This is a genomic window from Pseudomonas azotoformans, assembly GCF_001579805.1.
Classification (GTDB): Bacteria; Pseudomonadota; Gammaproteobacteria; order Pseudomonadales; family Pseudomonadaceae; genus Aquipseudomonas; species Aquipseudomonas azotoformans_A.
On the sequence record NZ_CP014546.1, the window covers coordinates 5,016,623 to 5,034,298 of the forward strand.

A 17,676-nucleotide genomic window follows, 5' to 3' on the forward strand; every position below is an offset into this window, starting at 1 on the left:
TTATTCATGCTTGTCGCAATTGCCATTTTTATCTTCACCATCGTCCTGGTCATCTGGCAACCCAAGGGTCTGGGCGTTGGCTGGAGCGCCACGATGGGCGCGATCCTGGCCCTGGCCTGCGGCGTGATCAGCCTGGCTGACATTCCGGTGGTGTGGCACATCATCTGGAATGCTACGGGGACCTTTGTCGCGCTGATCATCATCAGCCTGTTGCTTGACGAAGCCGGCTTCTTCGCCTGGACCGCACTCCACGTCGCACGCTGGGGACGTGGACGAGGCCGACGCTTGTTTGCCTATATGGTGCTGCTCGGCGCCTTGGTCTCGGCGCTGTTCGCCAACGACGGCGCGGCACTGATCCTCACGCCCATCGTAATGTCGATGCTGCTGGCGCTGCGCTTTTCTCCGGCGGCCACCCTGGCGTTCGTCATGGGCGCAGGTTTTATCGCCGACACGGCGAGCCTGCCGCTGGTGGTGTCGAACCTGGTGAATATCGTCTCGGCGGATTACTTCAAGATCGGCTTCAACGAATACGCCGCCGTGATGGTCCCAGTGAACTTCGTCAGCGTTGCGGCCACACTGGCGGTGCTGCTGTGGTTCTTTCGTCGTGATATTCCGCAGACCTACGACCCGGGCCGACCTCGCAGACCCTGCCAGTGCCATCCACGACCGCGCGACGTTCCGCGCCGGCTGGTGGGTGCTCGGCATCCTGCTAGTGGGCTGCTTTGCCCTGGAACCACTGGGTATCCCGATCAGCGCGATTTCCGCCGTGTGCGCCGTGCTCCTGCTGGTGATCGCCGCCAAGGGCCACAAGATCTCCACGCGTAAAGTGCTCAAAGAAGCACCCTGGCAGATCGTGATCTTTTCCCTCGGCATGTACCTGGTGGTCTACGGCTTGCGTAACGCCGGCCTCACCACCTACCTGGCCACCTGGCTCGACACTTTCGCCACTTACGGCGTGTGGGGCGCGGCCATGGGCACCGGCGTGCTGACGGCACTGCTGTCATCGGCGATGAACAACCTGCCGACCGTGTTGATCGGCGCGCTGTCCATCGAGTCCAGCCATGCCGTGGGCGTGGTCAAGGACGCGATGATCTACGCCAACGTGATCGGCAGCGACCTGGGCCCGAAAATCACCCCTATCGGCAGCCTCGCTACCTTGCTGTGGCTGCACATCCTGGCGCGCAAAGGCATCACCATCACCTGGGGCTACTACTTCAAGGTCGGCATTGTGCTGACCTTGCCGGTGCTGTTGATCACCCTCGCCGCCCTTGCCTTGCGACTGAGTATCTAACGATGAAAGTCCTGTTCATGTGTACCGCCAACAGCTGCCGCAGCATCTTGTCCGAAGCGATGTTCAATCACCTGGCGCCGGAAGGTTTCGAGGCGATCAGCTCCGGCAGCTTTCCCAAGGGCCAGGTCCTGCCGCGCAGCCTGAGCACCTTGCAGGCCGCCGGCATCAGCACCGACGGCTTGTACAGCAAGGGCAACGACGCGTTCGAAGACAGCCCGCCGGACGTGGTGATTACCGTATGCGACAAGGCCGCCGGCGAAGCGTGCCCGGTGTATTTCGGGCCAGCGGTAAAAGCGCACTGGGGGTTGGAAGACCCATCGGATGTACAGGGCGACGATGCGAGAGTGCAGGCGGCATTCGACGCCACGCTGAAGACCATTGCCACTCGCTGCCGGGCGTTTTTTATCCTGCCGTTTGCCGAACTCAGCCCAACTGAACTCAAGGCAGAACTCGCTCGAATTGCCGAGCTGTAATCGGAGGCCCCATGACCACCCTGCCCAACCTGGACCTGTCGCTGTTCCCGTCAAACGCGGACGGCTCGTCCCAACCACCGCGTATCCTGCTGCTCTACGGATCGACCCGAGAGCGCTCGTTCAGCCGCCTGCTGGTGGAAGAAGCCGCGCGCCTGTTGCAGCACTTCGGCGCGCAAACGCGCATCTTCAACCCCAGCGGTTTACCACTGCCGGATGACGCCCCCAGCGATCACCCCAAGGTACAAGAACTGCTGGAACTGATGCAGTGGTCTGAAGGCCAGGTGTGGTGCTCGCCCGAGCGCCACGGTTCAATGTCAGCGGTGTTCAAGGCACAGCTCGACTGGGTGCCGCTGGCCCTTGGCGCGGTGCGCCCGACCCAAGGTAAAACCCTGGCGGTGATGCAGGTGTCCGGCGGCTCCCAGTCCTTCAATACGGTTAATCAGTTGCGCGTGCTGGGGCGCTGGATGCGCATGTTCACCATCCCCAATCAATCCTCGGTGCCCAAGGCCTTCATGGAGTTCGACGATCAGGACCGCATGAAACCTTCCATCCTGTACGACCGCGTGGTCGATGTAATGGAGGAACTGGTGAAGTTCACCTTGCTGCTGCGCGAACGCCCGGACCTGGTAGACCGCTATTCGGAGCGCAAGGAAAGCGCCGACGAACTCTCGCAGCGTGTCAATCAACGGTCGATTTGAGCCCGCTTGCCAGCGTATGCTCGTGCCTGTCTCCTGACCGAGTTGAATCGATGAGCGCCGTGCGACACGCCTGGCTGGGCCACTATGAAATCAGCAGCACCGCCTGCACCGGCCTGACCTTTGCCCGCCATAGCCATGATGAATGCGTGATCGGCGTGAACCTGCTGGGCGAAGAGAAAGTCTGGCTCGACCGTCGGGAATTCAACGCCGGGCCCGGCTCCATCACCTTGTACAACCCCGGCCAGATTCAGGGCGGCGGCGCGGCGGACGGCGCGCCCTGGCACTTTGTGAGCCTGTACGCCACGGCGGATCAATTAGCGGCGGACGTTGGGCTGGGGCACTTGGAGTTTGATCGTTCACTGTGCTTCCAACCCGACCTTGCGCTGCGACTGGCGCCGGCGATCAAGGGCGCGTTGAGTAACGACACGCTGGTTCGCGAACTGAATGAAGAGGCGTTGGTGCTGCTGTTGGGGGAAGTGGTGAATATCAGCGGTGTGCGTCTGCCAGGCAGCACCGGCACCGGCAAGCCTCTGATCAGTCGCGCCCAGGAACTGCTTTCCGAGCAACTGCATCAACCCTTGACGCTGGACCACCTTGGCGCTGAAGTGGGCCTCTCCAAATTCCACCTGCTGCGCGCCTTCCAGAAAGAAACCGGGCTGACGCCCCGTGAGTGGGCCATGCAACTGCGCACGCGCCGCGCCAAGGGCCTATTGCGCAACGGCATGGCCGCTTCCGAGGTCGCTCATCAGCTGGGCTTTGCCGATCAAAGCCACCTCAATCGGCACTTTCGCTCCGCCTACGGCATCACGCCGGGCCTTTATCAAAACGCTGTTAAACGCTGAACAGCGCAATCTGGTCCAAGACACCGCCTCGGCTCATCCTCACACTGCCTGCCATCTCTTGAAGGAATGTGGGCATGTTGACGATCTTCTTTTACGCAGTGGTATTCGGTTTTGTGTTCTGCCTCTCACCCGGCGCGGTGTTGGCAGAGACTTTGCGCCGTGGCTTGCTGCACGGCTTCACACCGGCCCTGCTGGTGCAGTTTGGCTCACTGGTGGGCGATGCGGTGTGGGCAGTGATCGGCCTGACCGGGATCGCTTTGCTGATCCAACATGATGCCGTGCGCGTGCCGCTGACGGTGGTCTGTGCGGTGTACCTGGCCTGGCTCGGCATTCGCAGCCTGATCGACGCCTGGAAGCTACCTGAGTCAGACGATGCACCCGCCAGCACTCGGCAAAACGCACTGGCCACCGGGGCGGCGATCTCCCTGGCCAACCCGAAAAACATTGTTTACTGGGGCGCGTTGGGCAGCGCGTTGTCGGGCATCGTCGGCACCACGCCCAGCCACGGGCAGACGCTGATGTTCTTTGCTGGGTTCATGCTCGCGTCGGTGTTGTCGTGCTTTCTGATCGCGGGGCTGGTCAATATGTTGCGCCAGAACGCGTCACCGTTGTGGCAACGTATCAGTTATGGCACCTGTGGCGTGGTATTGATCTATCTGGCCGTTCTGGCCGCACAGGGTATCTAAAGTTATATACCCACTAACTTTCGAATGCCGATTATCTGAATGAACTCTGAACACCGGACAATTTAATTAATCATGCGTTGACATTTTGTAACCGTCTGAGTAGATTGCCCGTGCCTGCAACTGGGGCCTTTTTTAAACCTCACAAAAGAAGCCAATGGACACAGTATCTAGTCGCTGTCCGAGCACCGCTTACGCGGGCATCGGGCGCCAAACCCAGAATATGACAGGACTCGCCTCCCCGGTCCGGTAAGCTGCGCTAGAGCTCGATGCTCCACCGTAACTGCCTCGCCGGTCGCCTGTCCGGTCCCGAGGTGTGTTATGACCTTCCAAGCCTTTGTTTTGCCTGATGTACGCACACTAGCGGCCGCCCTGCGCGCCAAGCTGTGCCGTGAGCCCGTAGGCTTTTCCCCTACCCGCTCAGCGTTTGCTGCACCCTCCCCTCAAGTGCGCCCGGCCTACCCGCTGGCGCATTGGCGTATCTGCCCGGAAAGCGGCCAACTGGTGCAGCACTGGGATCACGCCGACCCTCAAGACCCGCAGAGACCCAAGGTTTCCAGCCTGGCACAGGCCAGCTTGATGCTCGGTCTTTATGTGAGCGCTCGCGCCGCCTGACCCGGCTGGAAACAGCAACTTCCTGATCCCTATTCTGGAGTTCTTTATGAACACGTCCAGTAGTAGCCCGCTGCGCGCTAGTTAACTAACGCGCTGTAAGCGGGCGATATAGAAGTTATGTGAACACCTTATTTAAACCGATCGCGAAGTTAGCGACTCGGCATGCTTTCGCTCGCCTGTCTTCAGGTAAGTACTGGGTATGTTTTGTCGAAAATTGGCGACAGGAGTACAGACAATGAGCGCCGTAAAAAACCCGCCTCTGCACAAAAAGAATGGCACCGACGCCGACACCAAACTGTCGATGCGTGCCGCCCGCGAAGCCCACAACGGCCTGTCGGCCACCCTGGCGAACGTACGTGCCACCCAGGACGGCTTGACCGAACTGGACGCCTCCGCTCGCCTGCAACGCGAAGGCTACAACGAAGTCGCCCACGACAAGCCGCCTCACGCCATCGTCCAGTTCCTGCAGGCACTGAATAACCCCTTTATCTACGTGCTGCTGACACTGGCCGGTATCAGTTTCTTCACCGACTGCTGGCTGCCGATGCAGGAAGGCGAAGACGCCGACCCGACCAAAGTCATCATCATCATGACCATGGTGCTGCTCAGCAGCCTGTTGCGCTTCTGGCAGGAACACCGTTCGGCTAAATCTGCCGAAGCCCTGAAAGCCATGGTTCGCACCACGGCCACCGTGTTGCGCCGTGAGCAGGTAGGTTCGCAACCGACCCTGCGCGAAGTGCCGATGCGCGAATTGGTGGCCGGCGATATCGTGCAGCTGTCGGCCGGCGACATGATCCCGGCGGACATCCGCCTGATCGAATCCCGCGACCTGTTCATCAGCCAGGCCGTGCTGACCGGCGAAGCCTTGCCGGTGGAAAAGTACGACACCCTGGGTAATGTCACGCAGAAATCCGCCGGACCGGTGGTGGCCGACCAGGGCAACCTGCTGGACCTGCCGAACATTTGCTTCATGGGCACCAACGTGGTCAGTGGCCGTGCAAAAGCGGTGGTAGTCGCCACCGGGCCGCGCACCTACTTTGGCTCCCTGGCCAAGGCAATTGTCGGTTCGCGGGTGCAAACCGCGTTCGACCGCGGGGTAAACAGCGTCAGCTGGTTGCTGATCCGTTTCATGCTGGTGATGGTGCCGATCGTGTTCCTGCTCAACGGCTTCTCCAAGGGCGACTGGGGCGATGCCTTCCTGTTTGCCCTGGCGGTGGCCGTCGGCCTCACCCCGGAAATGCTGCCGATGATCGTCAGCGCCAACCTGGCCAAGGGCGCCACCGCCATGGCCAAGCGCAAAGTGGTGGTCAAGCGCCTCAACGCAATCCAGAACTTTGGTTCGATGGACGTGCTGTGCACCGACAAGACCGGCACCCTGACCCAGGACAAGATCATCCTCGAACATCACGTCAACGCCTTTGGTCAACGTGATGATGCGGTGCTGTCCCTGGCCTGGCTCAACAGCCATCACCAGAGCGGCATGAAGAACCTGATGGACCAGGCGGTGGTGGAGTTTTCGGAGCAGAACCCGAAGTTCAAGGTGCCGTTCGCCTACAGCAAGATCGATGAATTGCCGTTCGACTTCGTGCGTCGTCGCCTGTCGATCGTGGTCAAGGATGCCGCCGACGACCAACTGCTGGTGTGCAAAGGCGCTGTGGAAGAGATGCTGAGCATTTCCACTCACGTCATGGAGGCCGGCGCCGCCGTGCCGCTGGATGATCGTCGCCGTGAAGAACTGCTCGCGATTGCCAACGACTATAACGAAGACGGGTTCCGTGTGCTGGTGGTCGCCACCCGCCACATTCCTAAATCCATGGCACGTCAGCAGTACACCACTGCCGATGAGCGCAACCTGGTGATCCAGGGCTTCCTGACCTTCCTTGATCCACCGAAGGAAACTGCCGGCCCTGCGATTGCGGCACTGCAACAGATCGGCGTGGCGATCAAGGTACTGACCGGCGACAACGCCGTGGTCACCAGCAAGATCTGCCGCCAGGTCGGTCTCGATCCAGGCCAGCCGCTGCTGGGGGCTGAAATCGAAGCCATGGACGACGCCACGCTGCTGCGCCGTGTGGAAGAACGCACCGTGTTCGCCAAGCTGACACCGCTGCAGAAGTCACGCGTGCTCAAGGCGCTGCAAGCCAACGGCCACACTGTGGGTTTCCTGGGTGATGGGATCAACGATGCACCGGCACTGCGCGACGCCGACGTGGGTATCTCGGTCGACACGGCCACCGATATCGCCAAGGAATCGGCCGACATCATCCTGCTGGAAAAGAGCCTGATGGTGCTGGAAGAAGGCGTGCTCAAGGGCCGCGAAACCTTCGGTAATATCATGAAGTACCTGAACATGACCGCCAGCTCCAACTTCGGCAACGTGTTCTCGGTGCTGGTGGCCAGTGCATTCATCCCATTCCTGCCGATGCTGTCGATTCACCTGTTGCTGCAGAACCTGATGTACGACATCTCCCAGCTGGCTTTGCCGTGGGACAAGATGGACAAGGAGTACCTGGCCAAGCCGCGTAAGTGGGATGCGAAGAACATCGGCCGGTTCATGATCTGGATCGGGCCGACCTCGTCGATCTTCGACATCACCACCTTTGCGCTGATGTGGTTCGTGTTCGCGGCCAACAGTGTGGAAGTGCAGACCCTGTTCCAGTCCGGCTGGTTCATCGAGGGGCTGCTCTCGCAAACCCTGGTCGTGCACATGCTGCGGACCCGCAAGATCCCGTTCTTCCAGAGCACCGCCGCGTGGCCGGTGTTGATGATGACCTGTGTGGTGATCGTGCTGGGGATCTACGTGCCGTTCTCGCCACTGGGCACCCTGGTCGGCCTGCAACCGCTGCCGCTGGCGTACTTCCCATGGCTGGTGGGCACCCTGCTCAGCTACTGCTGCGTGGCCCAACTGATGAAGACGATCTACATCCGCCGCTTCAAGCAGTGGTACTGATCTCCCCCGCCGTTTAAACGGTGGCGGTCGCCCGGCCGCCACCGTGCAACACAAGGAATCACCTTATGCGCGTCTTGATCTGTGCAGGTCGTCATTACGCCGACACCAAAATGTCCCGCCAAGTGCTGGACGCTTACCACCGCCTGCGCCCGGTGCAGGTATTGATCCACGGCGGCAACCAATTTCTCGGCAGCGACGTCGAGGAATGGGCGCGGGAATTGGGCATCGACGTGGTGCGCTACCCGCCCAACTGGCAACGCCACGGCAAGCAGGCGGAACGCCAGCGCAACCATTTCATGCTGACCGACAGCCGCCCAGACGTGGTCATCGCCCTGCCCGGCGGGGACGACACCTCTGAGCTGGTCTGCCAGGCCAAAGCCAGCGGCATTTCGGTGCTGACCGTAGAAAGCTGAATTCATGCGAGGTGCATCATGCACAAAAAACACACCCCACCACGCCAGGACGGGTTCGCCAAATACCGTGCGCGTCACTACCGAGATGCGCGTCATACTCTGTTGTTGCTGCCACCGGCCAAGCGTCGCGCGTTGCAACGTAACCTGATCTTTATCGGGCTGACCCTGGGCATCCTGTTGGCGATTGCCTTGCTGTCCAAGGCCAATGCGGCCGGTGGTTCGTACGTGGTCGATGACGGCGCGATCAATGCGCCGGGCGAATGCAATGTGGACGCCTGGCACACCGCCAACCGCCACGATGGCAGTACCCACACTGAAACGCTGTCGCCCGCCTGCACCTTTGCTGCGTTGCCTTCGGTGCAATGGGGCGCAGCCCTGTCCCGTGCCACCAGCGCAGACAAGGGCGAAACCCAAGTGAATCCACAGCTCAAGGCGCAAGTATGGTCGCGGGAAGATCTGGGGCTGGAAATGGCCGTGTCGGCCGGTGCGCACTTTGCACACGACCGTCAGCACGGCTTCGATGGCGCCGACTTCAATATCCCGTTGACGTGGCAACCGCTGGAACCCTTGCGGTTGAACCTGAATGCCGGTTGGTCCCACGCCTACAACGATGGCGACCAAAAACACCGTCTGACCTGGGGCACCGGCCTTGAGTACCACTTGGCCCATTCGTTGACCGTGATCGCCGAACGTTACGGCCAGGATGGCGGCGACCAGGCATGGCAGGCCGGGCCGAGGTTTCATTTCGGCGAGTTTGTCGACGTGGACCTGGTGGTCGGGCGCAGCCTGATCGGTGAGCGCGCGCAATGGCTCACCACCGGTGCCACGCTGCGATTCTAGGACTTGGCTTGTTGTTCCAGGTGCAGTTGCAATTGCGGGTCGATGTGCAACTGCCCCGCCAGGTCATCCAGATAGTTACGCTCGGCGTCCTGCTGATCGTCCACCAACATCACACTGGCCAGGTACACCTCGGCCGCCACAGCCGGGTCGCTGGCGAACTCGGCGAAATCCGCGGCATCCAAGGGCTTGGCGACTTCGGCGTCGAGCCACTGTTGCAGTTGCGGGTCGTCGGTATGGCGGCCCAGCTCACTGGAAATCAGCGCCTGTTCTTGCTCATCAATGCGCCCATCGGCTTTCGCGGCGGCAATCAAGGCACGTAATACCGCATGGCTGTGGGCTTCGGCTGCGGGGCCGTCGAGCTGGTCTACTGTCTGGAAGGCTTGCTGCGGCGCAGTGGCCTGCTGGCGTTGCCAGGCTTGGTAGGCCTGGAATGCCGCCATACCGAGTGAGGCCAACGCAGCGTAGTTCATCCCGCCGGAACGCCCTTGAGCGGGACGAGTGCCCGTGGCGCCACCCAACATGCCACCCAGCCCTCCCAATAAACCACCCAGACCGCCACCGGCTGATGCATTGCCTGTGCCGGCGCCCTTCAGTAACCCACCAAGCAGTCCACCCAGTCCGCCGGATGACGCACTGCCGCCTTGCCCGGCGCGCAGGAGTTGTTCGAGTAAATCGCTGGTGTTCATGGTGTCACCCTCCGAGGGCGCAGTGTTGGCGTCTATCAACCATAGCCCGACCTTGCCGGAACACCATGACCGCCGGGCGGTCCCGGCCTATCATGACGCTATCGCGACTTCGAGAGAAAACCCAAGTGAACCGGACTGAGCACATCGCACTGATGGCGAATTACAACCAGTGGATGAACCGCAAGCTCTATGACGCGGCCCTGACATTGACGGACGCGGAGCTGGCGATGGACCGACAGGCGTTTTTCGGCTCGATCCTCGGCACCCTGAACCACCTGGTGCTGGGCGATAGCGTCTGGCTCAAGCGTTTTGCGCAGCATCCAGCAGGCTTTTCAGCACTGGCTCCGATGCAGGCTGTTGCTACGCCTGCTGATCTCAAGCATCTGGCCTTCGCGGATATACGCGAGCTGGCAACCTATCGCACCTGGCTGGATCAATTGATCGTCGATTGGAGCCACACCGTGCAGGAGACCGACCTGGACCATCGCCTGCATTACAGCAACATGCGCGGCGTCACGGCCGATAAGGACTTCTTCAGCCTGCTCGTACACTTCTTCAATCACCAAACCCACCACCGGGGCCAGGCCACGACCTTGCTGACCCAGGCAGGCTTGGATGTGGGCACTACGGACTTGCTGGCGCTGATCGACTGAACTCGGCGTAGGCCTGCATCAAGCGCGCAAATTCCTGAGGCTCGGGCAGCTGCGCAAAGCTTTCCACCGCCGGAGTGGAGGCCCAAGGCAGCTTCTCGCGAGTCCAGGTCTCCATGTAAGGCACGTAACCGCTGGCGTTATCCAGCAAGGCGGCGCGCACGTTGACGAACTCATCGATGCCGTGGGGCCGCGTGAACAACCAGCTCATGCAATGGGGGCAGAAATAGTGGCGATCCACGCCCTGCATACCGCCGATCACAGGGCAACCCTGGATGACCGTGAAACCGCTGGCGGGAATCAATGCGCTCAGTGAGAACGCACTGGAAGACATCTTCTGGCAGCCGGTACAGTGGCAAGCCATGGTGATCACCGGGGCGGCACTCACGCTGAAGCGCACACGCTCACAACGGCAACTGCCCTCGTATGGCAGGGTCTCGACGCTCATCATTGCTTCCTTATTCTTGATGGGTGGCCTGGCAGGTTAGCTTCAGGTGCCAGGCTTGAACAGGCCTGTAGCCAAAACCGAACGCTGTCTCATCGTTGGGGTCGTAACCCTAGGTGTCGAGGTTTTTACACCCCGCCCTCCCCGCGCGCATTGTGGGTCTGCCGATGCGCGTACCCCCAAGAAGGAGACGCTGACATGGTCATTCACTTCAAGGTTGCAGGTCACTTGGCCTGTGGCCACCACGGCACCAACCTCCCCTCCAGCACCGAGCTGAACCGGGTCAAATGCCGTACCTGTCGCAATACCGAAGCCTATAAAGAAGCGCGCCGCACCCAGCGCAACGCCGCCCGCCGCGCCAATCGAAAAGCCAAGACTCAGACCCACGTTGACTGGCGCAGCGCGTGGACGCAGCGTCTTACCGACTTGCCTGGTTTGCAGCGTTTGCCACGCGGGTTCAGCGGTCAGCCGTTCGTGTAATCACGGCGCAACCGCTACTTGCCTGATGGCTTGTTCGTATTCCTCGACGGACTGTGAGCCAGCCACCAGGTGACGCCCATTCAGTACCATGGCCGGGACAGCGTTGATCCCGCGCCTGCGGTAAAAATCTTCAAGCTCACGGACTTCAACGGCGAACTCCCCACTGTCCAGCACCCCTTGAGCGCGTGCCGTGGAGAGCCCCGCCTCACCAGCAAGACGCACTAAGGTGTCGCGGCTGCTGATATTCTCCCCATCACTGAAATGCGCCTTGAACAGAATGTGCTTCAGTGCAACTTGGCGACCCTGCGCCACCGACCAATACAACAGACGGTGGGCGTCAAAGGAGTTGTAGAAGTGCGTACGCTTCGCCAAGTCGAACGTGAAGCCCAAGGCGTTACCGCGGTCGATCACCATGACATTACGCGCGGCGACTTCGGCAAAGGTGCGGCCATATTTACGCATCATGTGTTCGACAGCGTTTTCGCCCTCAGGCGGCATGTCCGGGTTCAGCTCGAAGGGTTTGAAGGTCAGCTCCACGGCAACTTCGCCCGCCAGGTTCGCGATGGCCTGTTGCAGCGCCACAGCGCCGAGTGCACACCAAGGGCACATCACATCCGACACGAAGTCGATGCTGACAGGGCGAGTCACGATAGGGACTCCAACAGGTTATTGCGCCATTCGATGGTATTGAACAAGGGCATCAGTAATTCTCCAATTCGCGCCCTGCCGGGATGACAGAGCGGCGAATGGGAAGAACTCTAGGAGGTTGTACCGGATGAATAAATACAGGGGCAGGCACTTCATTTGTACTTCAGTGTAATCAGTTTGCCGATTGCTTAAAGGCCACGCTGCGATTGGTTAATATGCTTTCCAAATTGGCGGGCTCTACACTCACATGGGTTTTGCGCCTGATCTCTTCCAACCCCAGCTCTATCCGATAGTTGCAAAGATGATCAAAAAGCCTGTCGTGAGTTTCCGAAATCGCCGCCCCTTCATTTTTCGCGAACAGGATGTGAAGTACGGCCATCAAGGGGAGTGACAGGCACTCATCTGAATCATTTTCGAAAAAATCCTCCATCTGCGCGGATAACACCTCCAGCCACTGGTCGCTCAAGTTACAAGGCAGGGTCGACTCCGGCCCGTTTTGCATGACCTCTTTAGAGAATGATTTGAGCAGATCTTCACTCATGAGCAGTACCCTCATTTACCTATCTGGAGCCCAAGATTTAACAACTCGGCAGAGGTCATTTGGAAGCAAAGTCAGCGTCTGAAGCGTCCTGATTTCTTGAGTGCTTTTTCGTACAGGCCTCGACGAATTCTTGAAGTCACAGCTAACTACTTGTTGAATTTACCTGACATGGCGGGGTGTGTAGGCGGCGGATCGCCAAGCGAGCGTAACGCCCAAGCCGGCACCAGCGGCCAGGCAAACGGCAATGCACAGGTTCGCAACGATGAAGGCGTGGGTGATCGCGGCTGGATCGGTGCGCGAACCGAGAACGGTATAGAACACCCCGCCAATTACGGCGACGCTGAGGGCCGTGCTGACTTGCAGGGTCGAACTGGCGATGCCGGCAATCATGCCCGAATAGGCCGGCGCAACGCTGCCGGTGACCATGCGCATCAACGTCGGCAGGGCCAGCCCTTGCCCCAGGCCAATCACAAACAGAGTCGCTCCCAGCCCCACCGGCGCCAGTGGCGCACCGACGGGTGTCGCAGCGATGAGCCAGACCAGCGCAAGCAACCCGATGGACTCCAGCGCCATGCCGAGCGGATTGACATAGCCGCCGAGTATGCGCCGCCCCAACGGGGTCAACAGGGGGCCGACCAGGAACCCTGCGCCAAATGGCAGGAACACCAAGCCGGCGCTCAGCGCAGAGGTGTGCAACGCCTGCTGCAGGTATACCGAAAACAACAGAAAGAACACGCCAATTGAGTAAAACAGCAATGCAACCAGCAGTGCGCGGCCCAACTTGGGGGCGGTCAACGCGGCGGGCGCAATCAGCGGCACGCCGCCGGAACGGCTCAGGTGAGTTTCATAGCGCCAGAACAACCGCGCCAATACCGGTACGGCAAGCAGCGACAACCAAGACCACCACGGCCAGCCTGCTTCCCTGCCCACGGTCAACGGTACGATGAGCGCGCCGAGGCAGGCAACCGACAACGCCATGCCGCCGAGGTCCAATTGCGTGGTATGACGCAATTTCACGTCCTTCAGCAGGGGAATGCCAAACAGCAAGACCAGCGCCGCCACCGGCAAGTTGACCAGGAAAATCGCCCGCCAGCCCAAACCCATGGGATCGAGGGAAATCAAGATGCCGCCCAGTGTCTGGCCGATCACGGAGGCCAGGCCGAAGACAGCACCATATAAGCTGAGCGCCAGCGGCTTTTCCGACTCGGGAAAAATCGCCTGCACCGACGCCAGCGCCTGCGGGGCCATGACGGCGGCCGTGACGCCCTGCAAGGCGCGTCCGGCGACCAACACCCATGGCGACCCGGCAAAACCGCACAGCACCGAGGCGGCCGCAAAACCCACCAGGCCGCAAAGAAACACGCGGCCTCTTCCGTAGAGGTCCCCAAGCCGCCCTCCGGTGATCAGTGTCACTGCATACAGCGCGGCATACGAGGAAATGACTAGCTGCTCGGCGGAGGCCGAGCCGCCCAACGCGTCGCGGATCGACGGCAGTGCGACATTGACGATAAAAAAATCCAGCGGCGGCAGGAACGCGCCGACCAGCAAAACCGCAAACATCGCCCAGCGGCGTGGGTCAGACTGGGAAATAGCAGTGTGCAACATGGACATACTCCCTACACAATCAATCGAGGCCGGGCTCTGCGTCATCCGCCCAATCAACGGCGCGCATCCCAAACGGCTGCGGGTTCAAATACCGCCGAACGCTTCCGAACCCGCGATGGGCTTCCAGTTTTCCAGTGGCGTCAAAAAGTGCAGTTCAAAGCGTCGTGCCGTAAACAGCCATTGGCTTTCGCGTCGTTCGAAGCAATCGTGATAAAGGCCGCTCACCTGCACCGGACCTTTTTCGATGTCATGAAACAAGCAGTCAGCTGCGACGGTTGCCGTGGCGACATCACCCTCGATACGAATCAGCGGGTTGGCCATCCAATGGTGCATGTGGGGCATCTTTCGCCAGTTGTTGTGTGCCATCGCGACAATACCCTCCGGGCCAGCGCCTTCGCCGAAGCCTGGCAGGTCCAGAACAGCGTCGGCATGCCAGATCGTGCGTAACAAGTCAGGGCCAAGCGATCAAACGCGTTGGCGTAGGCAGAGATGAGTGATTCGATGGCCGCACGGCTTTCCAGGGCCTCCAGTCGAGCGGCCAGGGTTTCAAGGTTCATGCGGGTGTCCTTCTGTGGGTGCAGGAGTCAAGCCTGAAACGGCTTGCCCGCCATTGTGCGAGCCCAGGGGTTGCCGCGGGACTGCCATTACTGCATCTTCACTGTTCACTTTTGTACGGGGTAAACCATGGAATGGAATGACTTGCGCGTCTTCCTGTCCATCGCACGCGGCGGTTCGCTGGGTGCCGCCGCCAAGCTGTTGGGCGTCAGCCATCCCACCGTGGGGCGACGCCTGCACGTGTTGGAGCAGGCCGGTGGCGAGGTGTTTTTCCGCCGCACGGCGTCAGGGTTGGTATTGACCGACAGCGGTGAACGCATTTTCGAACTGGCACAGGAAATGGAACGTAACGCGCTGGCAATCGAGCGACGCATCGCGGGCGAAAGCGCCCAGCTTGAAGGCCAGTTGCGGATCTCATCGGCGGACTGGTTCGCCAGTTATGTGCTAGGCCCCGTCCTGGGTGAACTCGCCCGGCGCCATCCCTTGATCGTGCCCGAGGTGATTGCAGGGCATCGCTTGTTCGATCTGACGCGCAGAGAAGCGGATATCGCATTCAGGATCGTCCCGTTCACCGAGCCCGACATCGTCCAACGACGGCTCGTTACGCTGAGCTACGGGCTGTACATGAGTGCCCAGGCGTCATTCCCACTGCAAACGGATGGTGAAGGCCTCGGACTGATCACCATGAACACTGCACAGGCGCATTATCCCGACGTCCTCTGGTTACAGGCGTCGTATCCGCGAGCCAGAACCGTGTTTACCAGCAGCAGCCGTACGGTTCAGGCGCAGATGTGTGGGCTCGGCCTAGGCGTAGCCGTGCTGCCCCGCGCACTGGGTGATCAATTGCCCGCGCTAAAACGAGTAGACACCGGCGAGGCGCCACCGGGCCGGGACATCTGGATGGGCTATCACCACGATATGCGACAGATGGACCGTCTTCGCGCGCTCGCCGACTTGGCAGACGAGATGATTGGGAGTGCCTGAGAAAGGACTCCCCGTGAAAACAAAAAAACCTGCACAAGGCAGGTTCTCTGTGGGTTTCAGCGACTTCCTGGAATGTCGTGAAACCAAATGATGGTGCCCGAACCCGGAATCGAACCGGGACGCCCTTACGAGCGGGGGATTTTAAGTCCCATGCGTCTACCAGTTTCGCCATTCGGGCGGCAGCGCGTGTTGCAGGGTTGGGAATATATAGATCCAGTCGCTTTGATGCAAGGTCGAAGGGCTGCTTTCTTGCCTCAGGAAGCCAGCAAAAAAGCTTGCTAGATCAGTGAGCTAGGCAAGCATCTGGAGGAAAGCCCGCAAACTCATCCAACGCGATGAGCCCCCTACTCTGTTATCGTGGCGCCCTCCCAACGCAATGGACACACCGCAGAATGGACTCATGGAAGAGAGTGGTAATCGCCGCACTGGCATTGTTCGGCAATCCAGTCGCCACCGCTGAAAACAACAACCCATTTCAAGCCGCGCTCATGATCACTTCGGTTGCGCCCTTTATACTTGTCTCTGGCGCCACGGCCTTGACCTCTGCCATTCCCGACCTGTTCAAGTCATCCAAAAGTGATGCACTTGCGTTTATCGGCTCAGAGGGTGAGATCCGTGGCGCGCAGTTTGAGCAGGCGTCGCGCTTCTACCGGTCAAGTTATAGCGCGCCGCTGATGTCTGACATGCAATTGGCCCAGGCCATTGCCACCTTGAATAGCGATTTAGGCGATGTCGGCCGATGAGACCTGCCTCCCGGTAACTACTCGGCGACAGTTTCTGCCGCTGGCGCTGGTTTCTTGAGCGCCAGCGCCGGGTCAGACACCTCGACCCAGCCCTTCTTCACATACTCAGCGGCGACGATTTTACGGATCAGGAAACAGTAGAGGATGGGCAGCCCGGCAATGGGAATCGCCGCCCAGGGCGGGCCTGCGAGAAAACCCAGCCCTAATGCCATAGCCCAGATCAGCAGGTGGCGCCAAAGGCCTGCGAAGAGCAGGTAGAGCGGGCCGAGAAACAAGACTGCCAATACCTGGAACGCATCGACTTCTTCGACCTGGTCACTCTCTGGATGTTTGAAATAGCGGGTCATTGCACTGTCCTTGTGGGGGATAATTCAGTGAATATACTCTGAAGGGTCAATCCCGTGACACCTCTCGGAGCCTCATCATGAATCCAAACGCCACCGCTCTTGTTCTGATCGAGTTCCAAAACGATTTCACCACCGCAGGTGGCGTGTTTCATGACGCCGTCAAAGACGTCATGCACCAGTCCGACATGCTGGCCAACACCGCAACGACCGTGCAACAGGCACGCGCGCTGGGCGTGAAGATCATTCACCTGCCGATCCAGTTCACTGAGGGCTACCCGGAACTGACGACGCGTGACTATGGAATCTTGAAGGGCGTTGCCGATGGCGCTGCTTTTCTTTCCGGCAGCTGGGGCGCCGAGATTACCGAGGCCATCAGCCGTGAAACCGGCGATATCCTCGTGGAAGGCAAGCGGGGGCTGGATGGCTTTGCCACCACCGGCCTGGACCTGGTACTGCGCAACAACGGCATCCAGAACCTGGTGGTGGCGGGATTCCTGACCAACTGCTGCGTCGAAGGCACCGTTCGATCAGGTTATGAGAAGGGTTATAACGTGGTGACGCTGGCCGACTGCACGGCAACGTTCACCGATGAACAGCAAAAAGCGGCTGAAAACTTCACGCTGTCGATGTTTTCGAAGGTGTTGCGGCATACCGAGTTTCTCGGTGCGTTGAGCGCCAAATAAGTAAAAAAGGGGGCGGCTGATTAATCAGCCGCCCCCTTTTTTTGCTTGCCCCATCAGGGCGTCTTGTTCAAATGGTCGATAACGGAAGCGCTTTTCCCTGTTTCGACATCACGGATATCGAAACTCCAGCGGTTCGACGACACGTTGCCGTAAAGACCATAGGTGCGACCACCCGCCAGTTCAACCGTCATTGCCAGGGGCGCTGTCTGGGCCTGCGCAGAGATGAACCGGGTGACTTGAAGTCTGTGCACCCCAGCTCCCAAGCGGTATTCGTTCTGGCGACTCAGCCAATAAAGGGTCTGATCGTCATCGATCTTGAATATCGTCAGGTGCTTATCGAACTGCTGGATGGTGGCGACTTGGTCGACCGGCTTGCCTTCTGCACTGTTGTGTTCGTAATGAATGCAGCCGGTCAGGGTCAGGCTGAACAACATCATCGCGAATAAGCGCAAAACAACATCATGTCGCATCGGTGGCCCTCCAAGGCTCAAGCACGGGGCGTGA

21 protein-coding genes, 1 tRNA gene and 1 pseudogene are annotated in these 17,676 nt (G+C 60.0%); 14 read left to right on the forward strand and 9 right to left on the reverse strand.

The annotated features are described in order from the left end of the window. The first annotated feature begins 6 nt into the window (after window positions 1-6). From AYR47_RS22940 to AYR47_RS22980, 9 genes and pseudogenes are all read left to right on the forward strand, one after another. A pseudogene (locus AYR47_RS22940) lies at window positions 7-1,291 on the forward strand (arsenic transporter). Window positions 1,292-1,293: 2 nt separating this feature from the next. After that, window positions 1,294-1,764 carry an arsenate reductase ArsC gene (locus AYR47_RS22945; protein WP_033902963.1) on the forward strand — a complete coding sequence of 157 codons (471 nt, stop codon included), beginning with the start codon at window positions 1,294-1,296 and terminating at the stop codon, window positions 1,762-1,764. Window positions 1,765-1,775: 11 nt separating this feature from the next. Continuing rightward, window positions 1,776-2,462, forward strand: a complete 687-nt coding sequence (gene arsH / locus AYR47_RS22950) for an arsenical resistance protein ArsH (RefSeq protein ID WP_061437012.1) — start codon at window positions 1,776-1,778, stop codon at window positions 2,460-2,462. Between the two features lie 50 nt (window positions 2,463-2,512). After that, window positions 2,513-3,304, forward strand: coding sequence for a helix-turn-helix transcriptional regulator (locus tag AYR47_RS22955; RefSeq protein ID WP_061437014.1), 792 nt, complete (start codon window positions 2,513-2,515; stop codon window positions 3,302-3,304). Window positions 3,305-3,378: 74 nt separating this feature from the next. Further along, the gene (locus tag AYR47_RS22960) at window positions 3,379-3,990 is read left to right on the forward strand and encodes a LysE family transporter (RefSeq protein WP_033902967.1); all 612 of its coding nucleotides are present in this window, start codon (window positions 3,379-3,381) and stop codon (window positions 3,988-3,990) included. Window positions 3,991-4,308: 318 nt separating this feature from the next. Next, window positions 4,309-4,602: a hypothetical protein gene (locus AYR47_RS22965; RefSeq protein WP_033902968.1), complete on the forward strand. Its 294-nt coding sequence runs from the start codon at window positions 4,309-4,311 to the stop codon at window positions 4,600-4,602. Between the two features lie 235 nt (window positions 4,603-4,837). Further along, window positions 4,838-7,552, forward strand: a complete 2,715-nt coding sequence (gene mgtA / locus AYR47_RS22970) for a magnesium-translocating P-type ATPase (RefSeq protein ID WP_061437016.1) — start codon at window positions 4,838-4,840, stop codon at window positions 7,550-7,552. A gap of 65 nt (window positions 7,553-7,617) precedes the next feature. Then, window positions 7,618-7,965, forward strand: coding sequence for a DUF2493 domain-containing protein (locus AYR47_RS22975; protein WP_025999705.1), 348 nt, complete (start codon window positions 7,618-7,620; stop codon window positions 7,963-7,965). 18 nt (window positions 7,966-7,983) lie between these two features. Next, on the forward strand, window positions 7,984-8,805 hold the full coding sequence (locus tag AYR47_RS22980; RefSeq protein ID WP_033902970.1) for a hypothetical protein: 822 nt from the start codon (window positions 7,984-7,986) through the stop codon (window positions 8,803-8,805). Here AYR47_RS22980 and AYR47_RS22985 read toward each other — a convergent pair. Beyond that, window positions 8,802-9,491 carry a tellurite resistance TerB family protein gene (locus AYR47_RS22985; RefSeq protein ID WP_033902972.1) on the reverse strand — a complete coding sequence of 230 codons (690 nt, stop codon included), beginning with the start codon at window positions 9,489-9,491 and terminating at the stop codon, window positions 8,802-8,804. The two genes, AYR47_RS22980 and AYR47_RS22985, sit on opposite strands and share 4 nt — an antisense overlap. Window positions 9,492-9,616: 125 nt before the next feature. Here AYR47_RS22985 and AYR47_RS22990 point away from each other — a divergent pair, with 125 nt between their 5' ends. Further along, window positions 9,617-10,144, forward strand: coding sequence for a DinB family protein (locus AYR47_RS22990; protein WP_033902974.1), 528 nt, complete (start codon window positions 9,617-9,619; stop codon window positions 10,142-10,144). On the opposite strand, the gene AYR47_RS22995 is transcribed toward AYR47_RS22990, so the two are convergent. Then, window positions 10,116-10,589: a GFA family protein gene (locus AYR47_RS22995; protein ID WP_061437018.1), complete on the reverse strand. Its 474-nt coding sequence runs from the start codon at window positions 10,587-10,589 to the stop codon at window positions 10,116-10,118. The genes AYR47_RS22990 and AYR47_RS22995 overlap by 29 nt on opposite strands. Window positions 10,590-10,784: 195 nt before the next feature. Here AYR47_RS22995 and AYR47_RS23000 point away from each other — a divergent pair, with 195 nt between their 5' ends. Next, on the forward strand, window positions 10,785-11,066 hold the full coding sequence (locus AYR47_RS23000) for a hypothetical protein (RefSeq protein WP_061437020.1): 282 nt from the start codon (window positions 10,785-10,787) through the stop codon (window positions 11,064-11,066). Here the strand turns inward: AYR47_RS23000 and AYR47_RS23005 are convergent, their stop codons facing one another. From AYR47_RS23005 to AYR47_RS23020, 4 genes are all read right to left on the reverse strand, one after another. Next, window positions 11,067-11,714 carry a DsbA family oxidoreductase gene (locus AYR47_RS23005; RefSeq protein ID WP_061437022.1) on the reverse strand — a complete coding sequence of 216 codons (648 nt, stop codon included), beginning with the start codon at window positions 11,712-11,714 and terminating at the stop codon, window positions 11,067-11,069. Window positions 11,715-11,886: 172 nt separating this feature from the next. Further along, the gene (locus AYR47_RS23010; RefSeq protein ID WP_061437024.1) at window positions 11,887-12,255 is read right to left on the reverse strand and encodes a hypothetical protein; all 369 of its coding nucleotides are present in this window, start codon (window positions 12,253-12,255) and stop codon (window positions 11,887-11,889) included. Between the two features lie 159 nt (window positions 12,256-12,414). Then, on the reverse strand, window positions 12,415-13,860 hold the full coding sequence (locus AYR47_RS23015; protein WP_061437028.1) for an MFS transporter: 1,446 nt from the start codon (window positions 13,858-13,860) through the stop codon (window positions 12,415-12,417). 84 nt (window positions 13,861-13,944) lie between these two features. Beyond that, window positions 13,945-14,310 (reverse strand): nuclear transport factor 2 family protein, encoded by a 366-nt coding sequence (locus tag AYR47_RS23020; protein ID WP_237142500.1) that lies wholly within the window; start codon window positions 14,308-14,310, stop codon window positions 13,945-13,947. 234 nt (window positions 14,311-14,544) lie between these two features. Here AYR47_RS23020 and AYR47_RS23025 point away from each other — a divergent pair, with 234 nt between their 5' ends. Further along, window positions 14,545-15,399 (forward strand): LysR family transcriptional regulator, encoded by an 855-nt coding sequence (locus AYR47_RS23025; RefSeq protein ID WP_061437030.1) that lies wholly within the window; start codon window positions 14,545-14,547, stop codon window positions 15,397-15,399. A 91-nt stretch (window positions 15,400-15,490) separates the two neighbouring features. Here AYR47_RS23025 and AYR47_RS23030 read toward each other — a convergent pair. Next, window positions 15,491-15,577, reverse strand: a tRNA-Leu gene (locus AYR47_RS23030). A gap of 214 nt (window positions 15,578-15,791) precedes the next feature. Between AYR47_RS23030 and AYR47_RS23035 the strand changes: the two genes are divergently transcribed. Then, a complete protein-coding gene (locus AYR47_RS23035) occupies window positions 15,792-16,142 on the forward strand; it encodes a DUF2388 domain-containing protein (RefSeq protein ID WP_061437031.1) in 351 nt (116 codons plus the stop codon). A 17-nt stretch (window positions 16,143-16,159) separates the two neighbouring features. Here AYR47_RS23035 and AYR47_RS23040 read toward each other — a convergent pair whose 3' ends face one another. Further along, window positions 16,160-16,489: a hypothetical protein gene (locus AYR47_RS23040; protein WP_061437033.1), complete on the reverse strand. Its 330-nt coding sequence runs from the start codon at window positions 16,487-16,489 to the stop codon at window positions 16,160-16,162. 77 nt (window positions 16,490-16,566) lie between these two features. On the opposite strand from AYR47_RS23040, the gene AYR47_RS23045 reads away from it, so the two are divergent. Next, window positions 16,567-17,172: a cysteine hydrolase gene (locus AYR47_RS23045; protein ID WP_033902986.1), complete on the forward strand. Its 606-nt coding sequence runs from the start codon at window positions 16,567-16,569 to the stop codon at window positions 17,170-17,172. A gap of 53 nt (window positions 17,173-17,225) precedes the next feature. Here AYR47_RS23045 and AYR47_RS23050 read toward each other — a convergent pair whose 3' ends face one another. Then, the gene (locus AYR47_RS23050; protein WP_061437035.1) at window positions 17,226-17,642 is read right to left on the reverse strand and encodes a hypothetical protein; all 417 of its coding nucleotides are present in this window, start codon (window positions 17,640-17,642) and stop codon (window positions 17,226-17,228) included. Window positions 17,643-17,676: the final 34 nt, after the last annotated feature.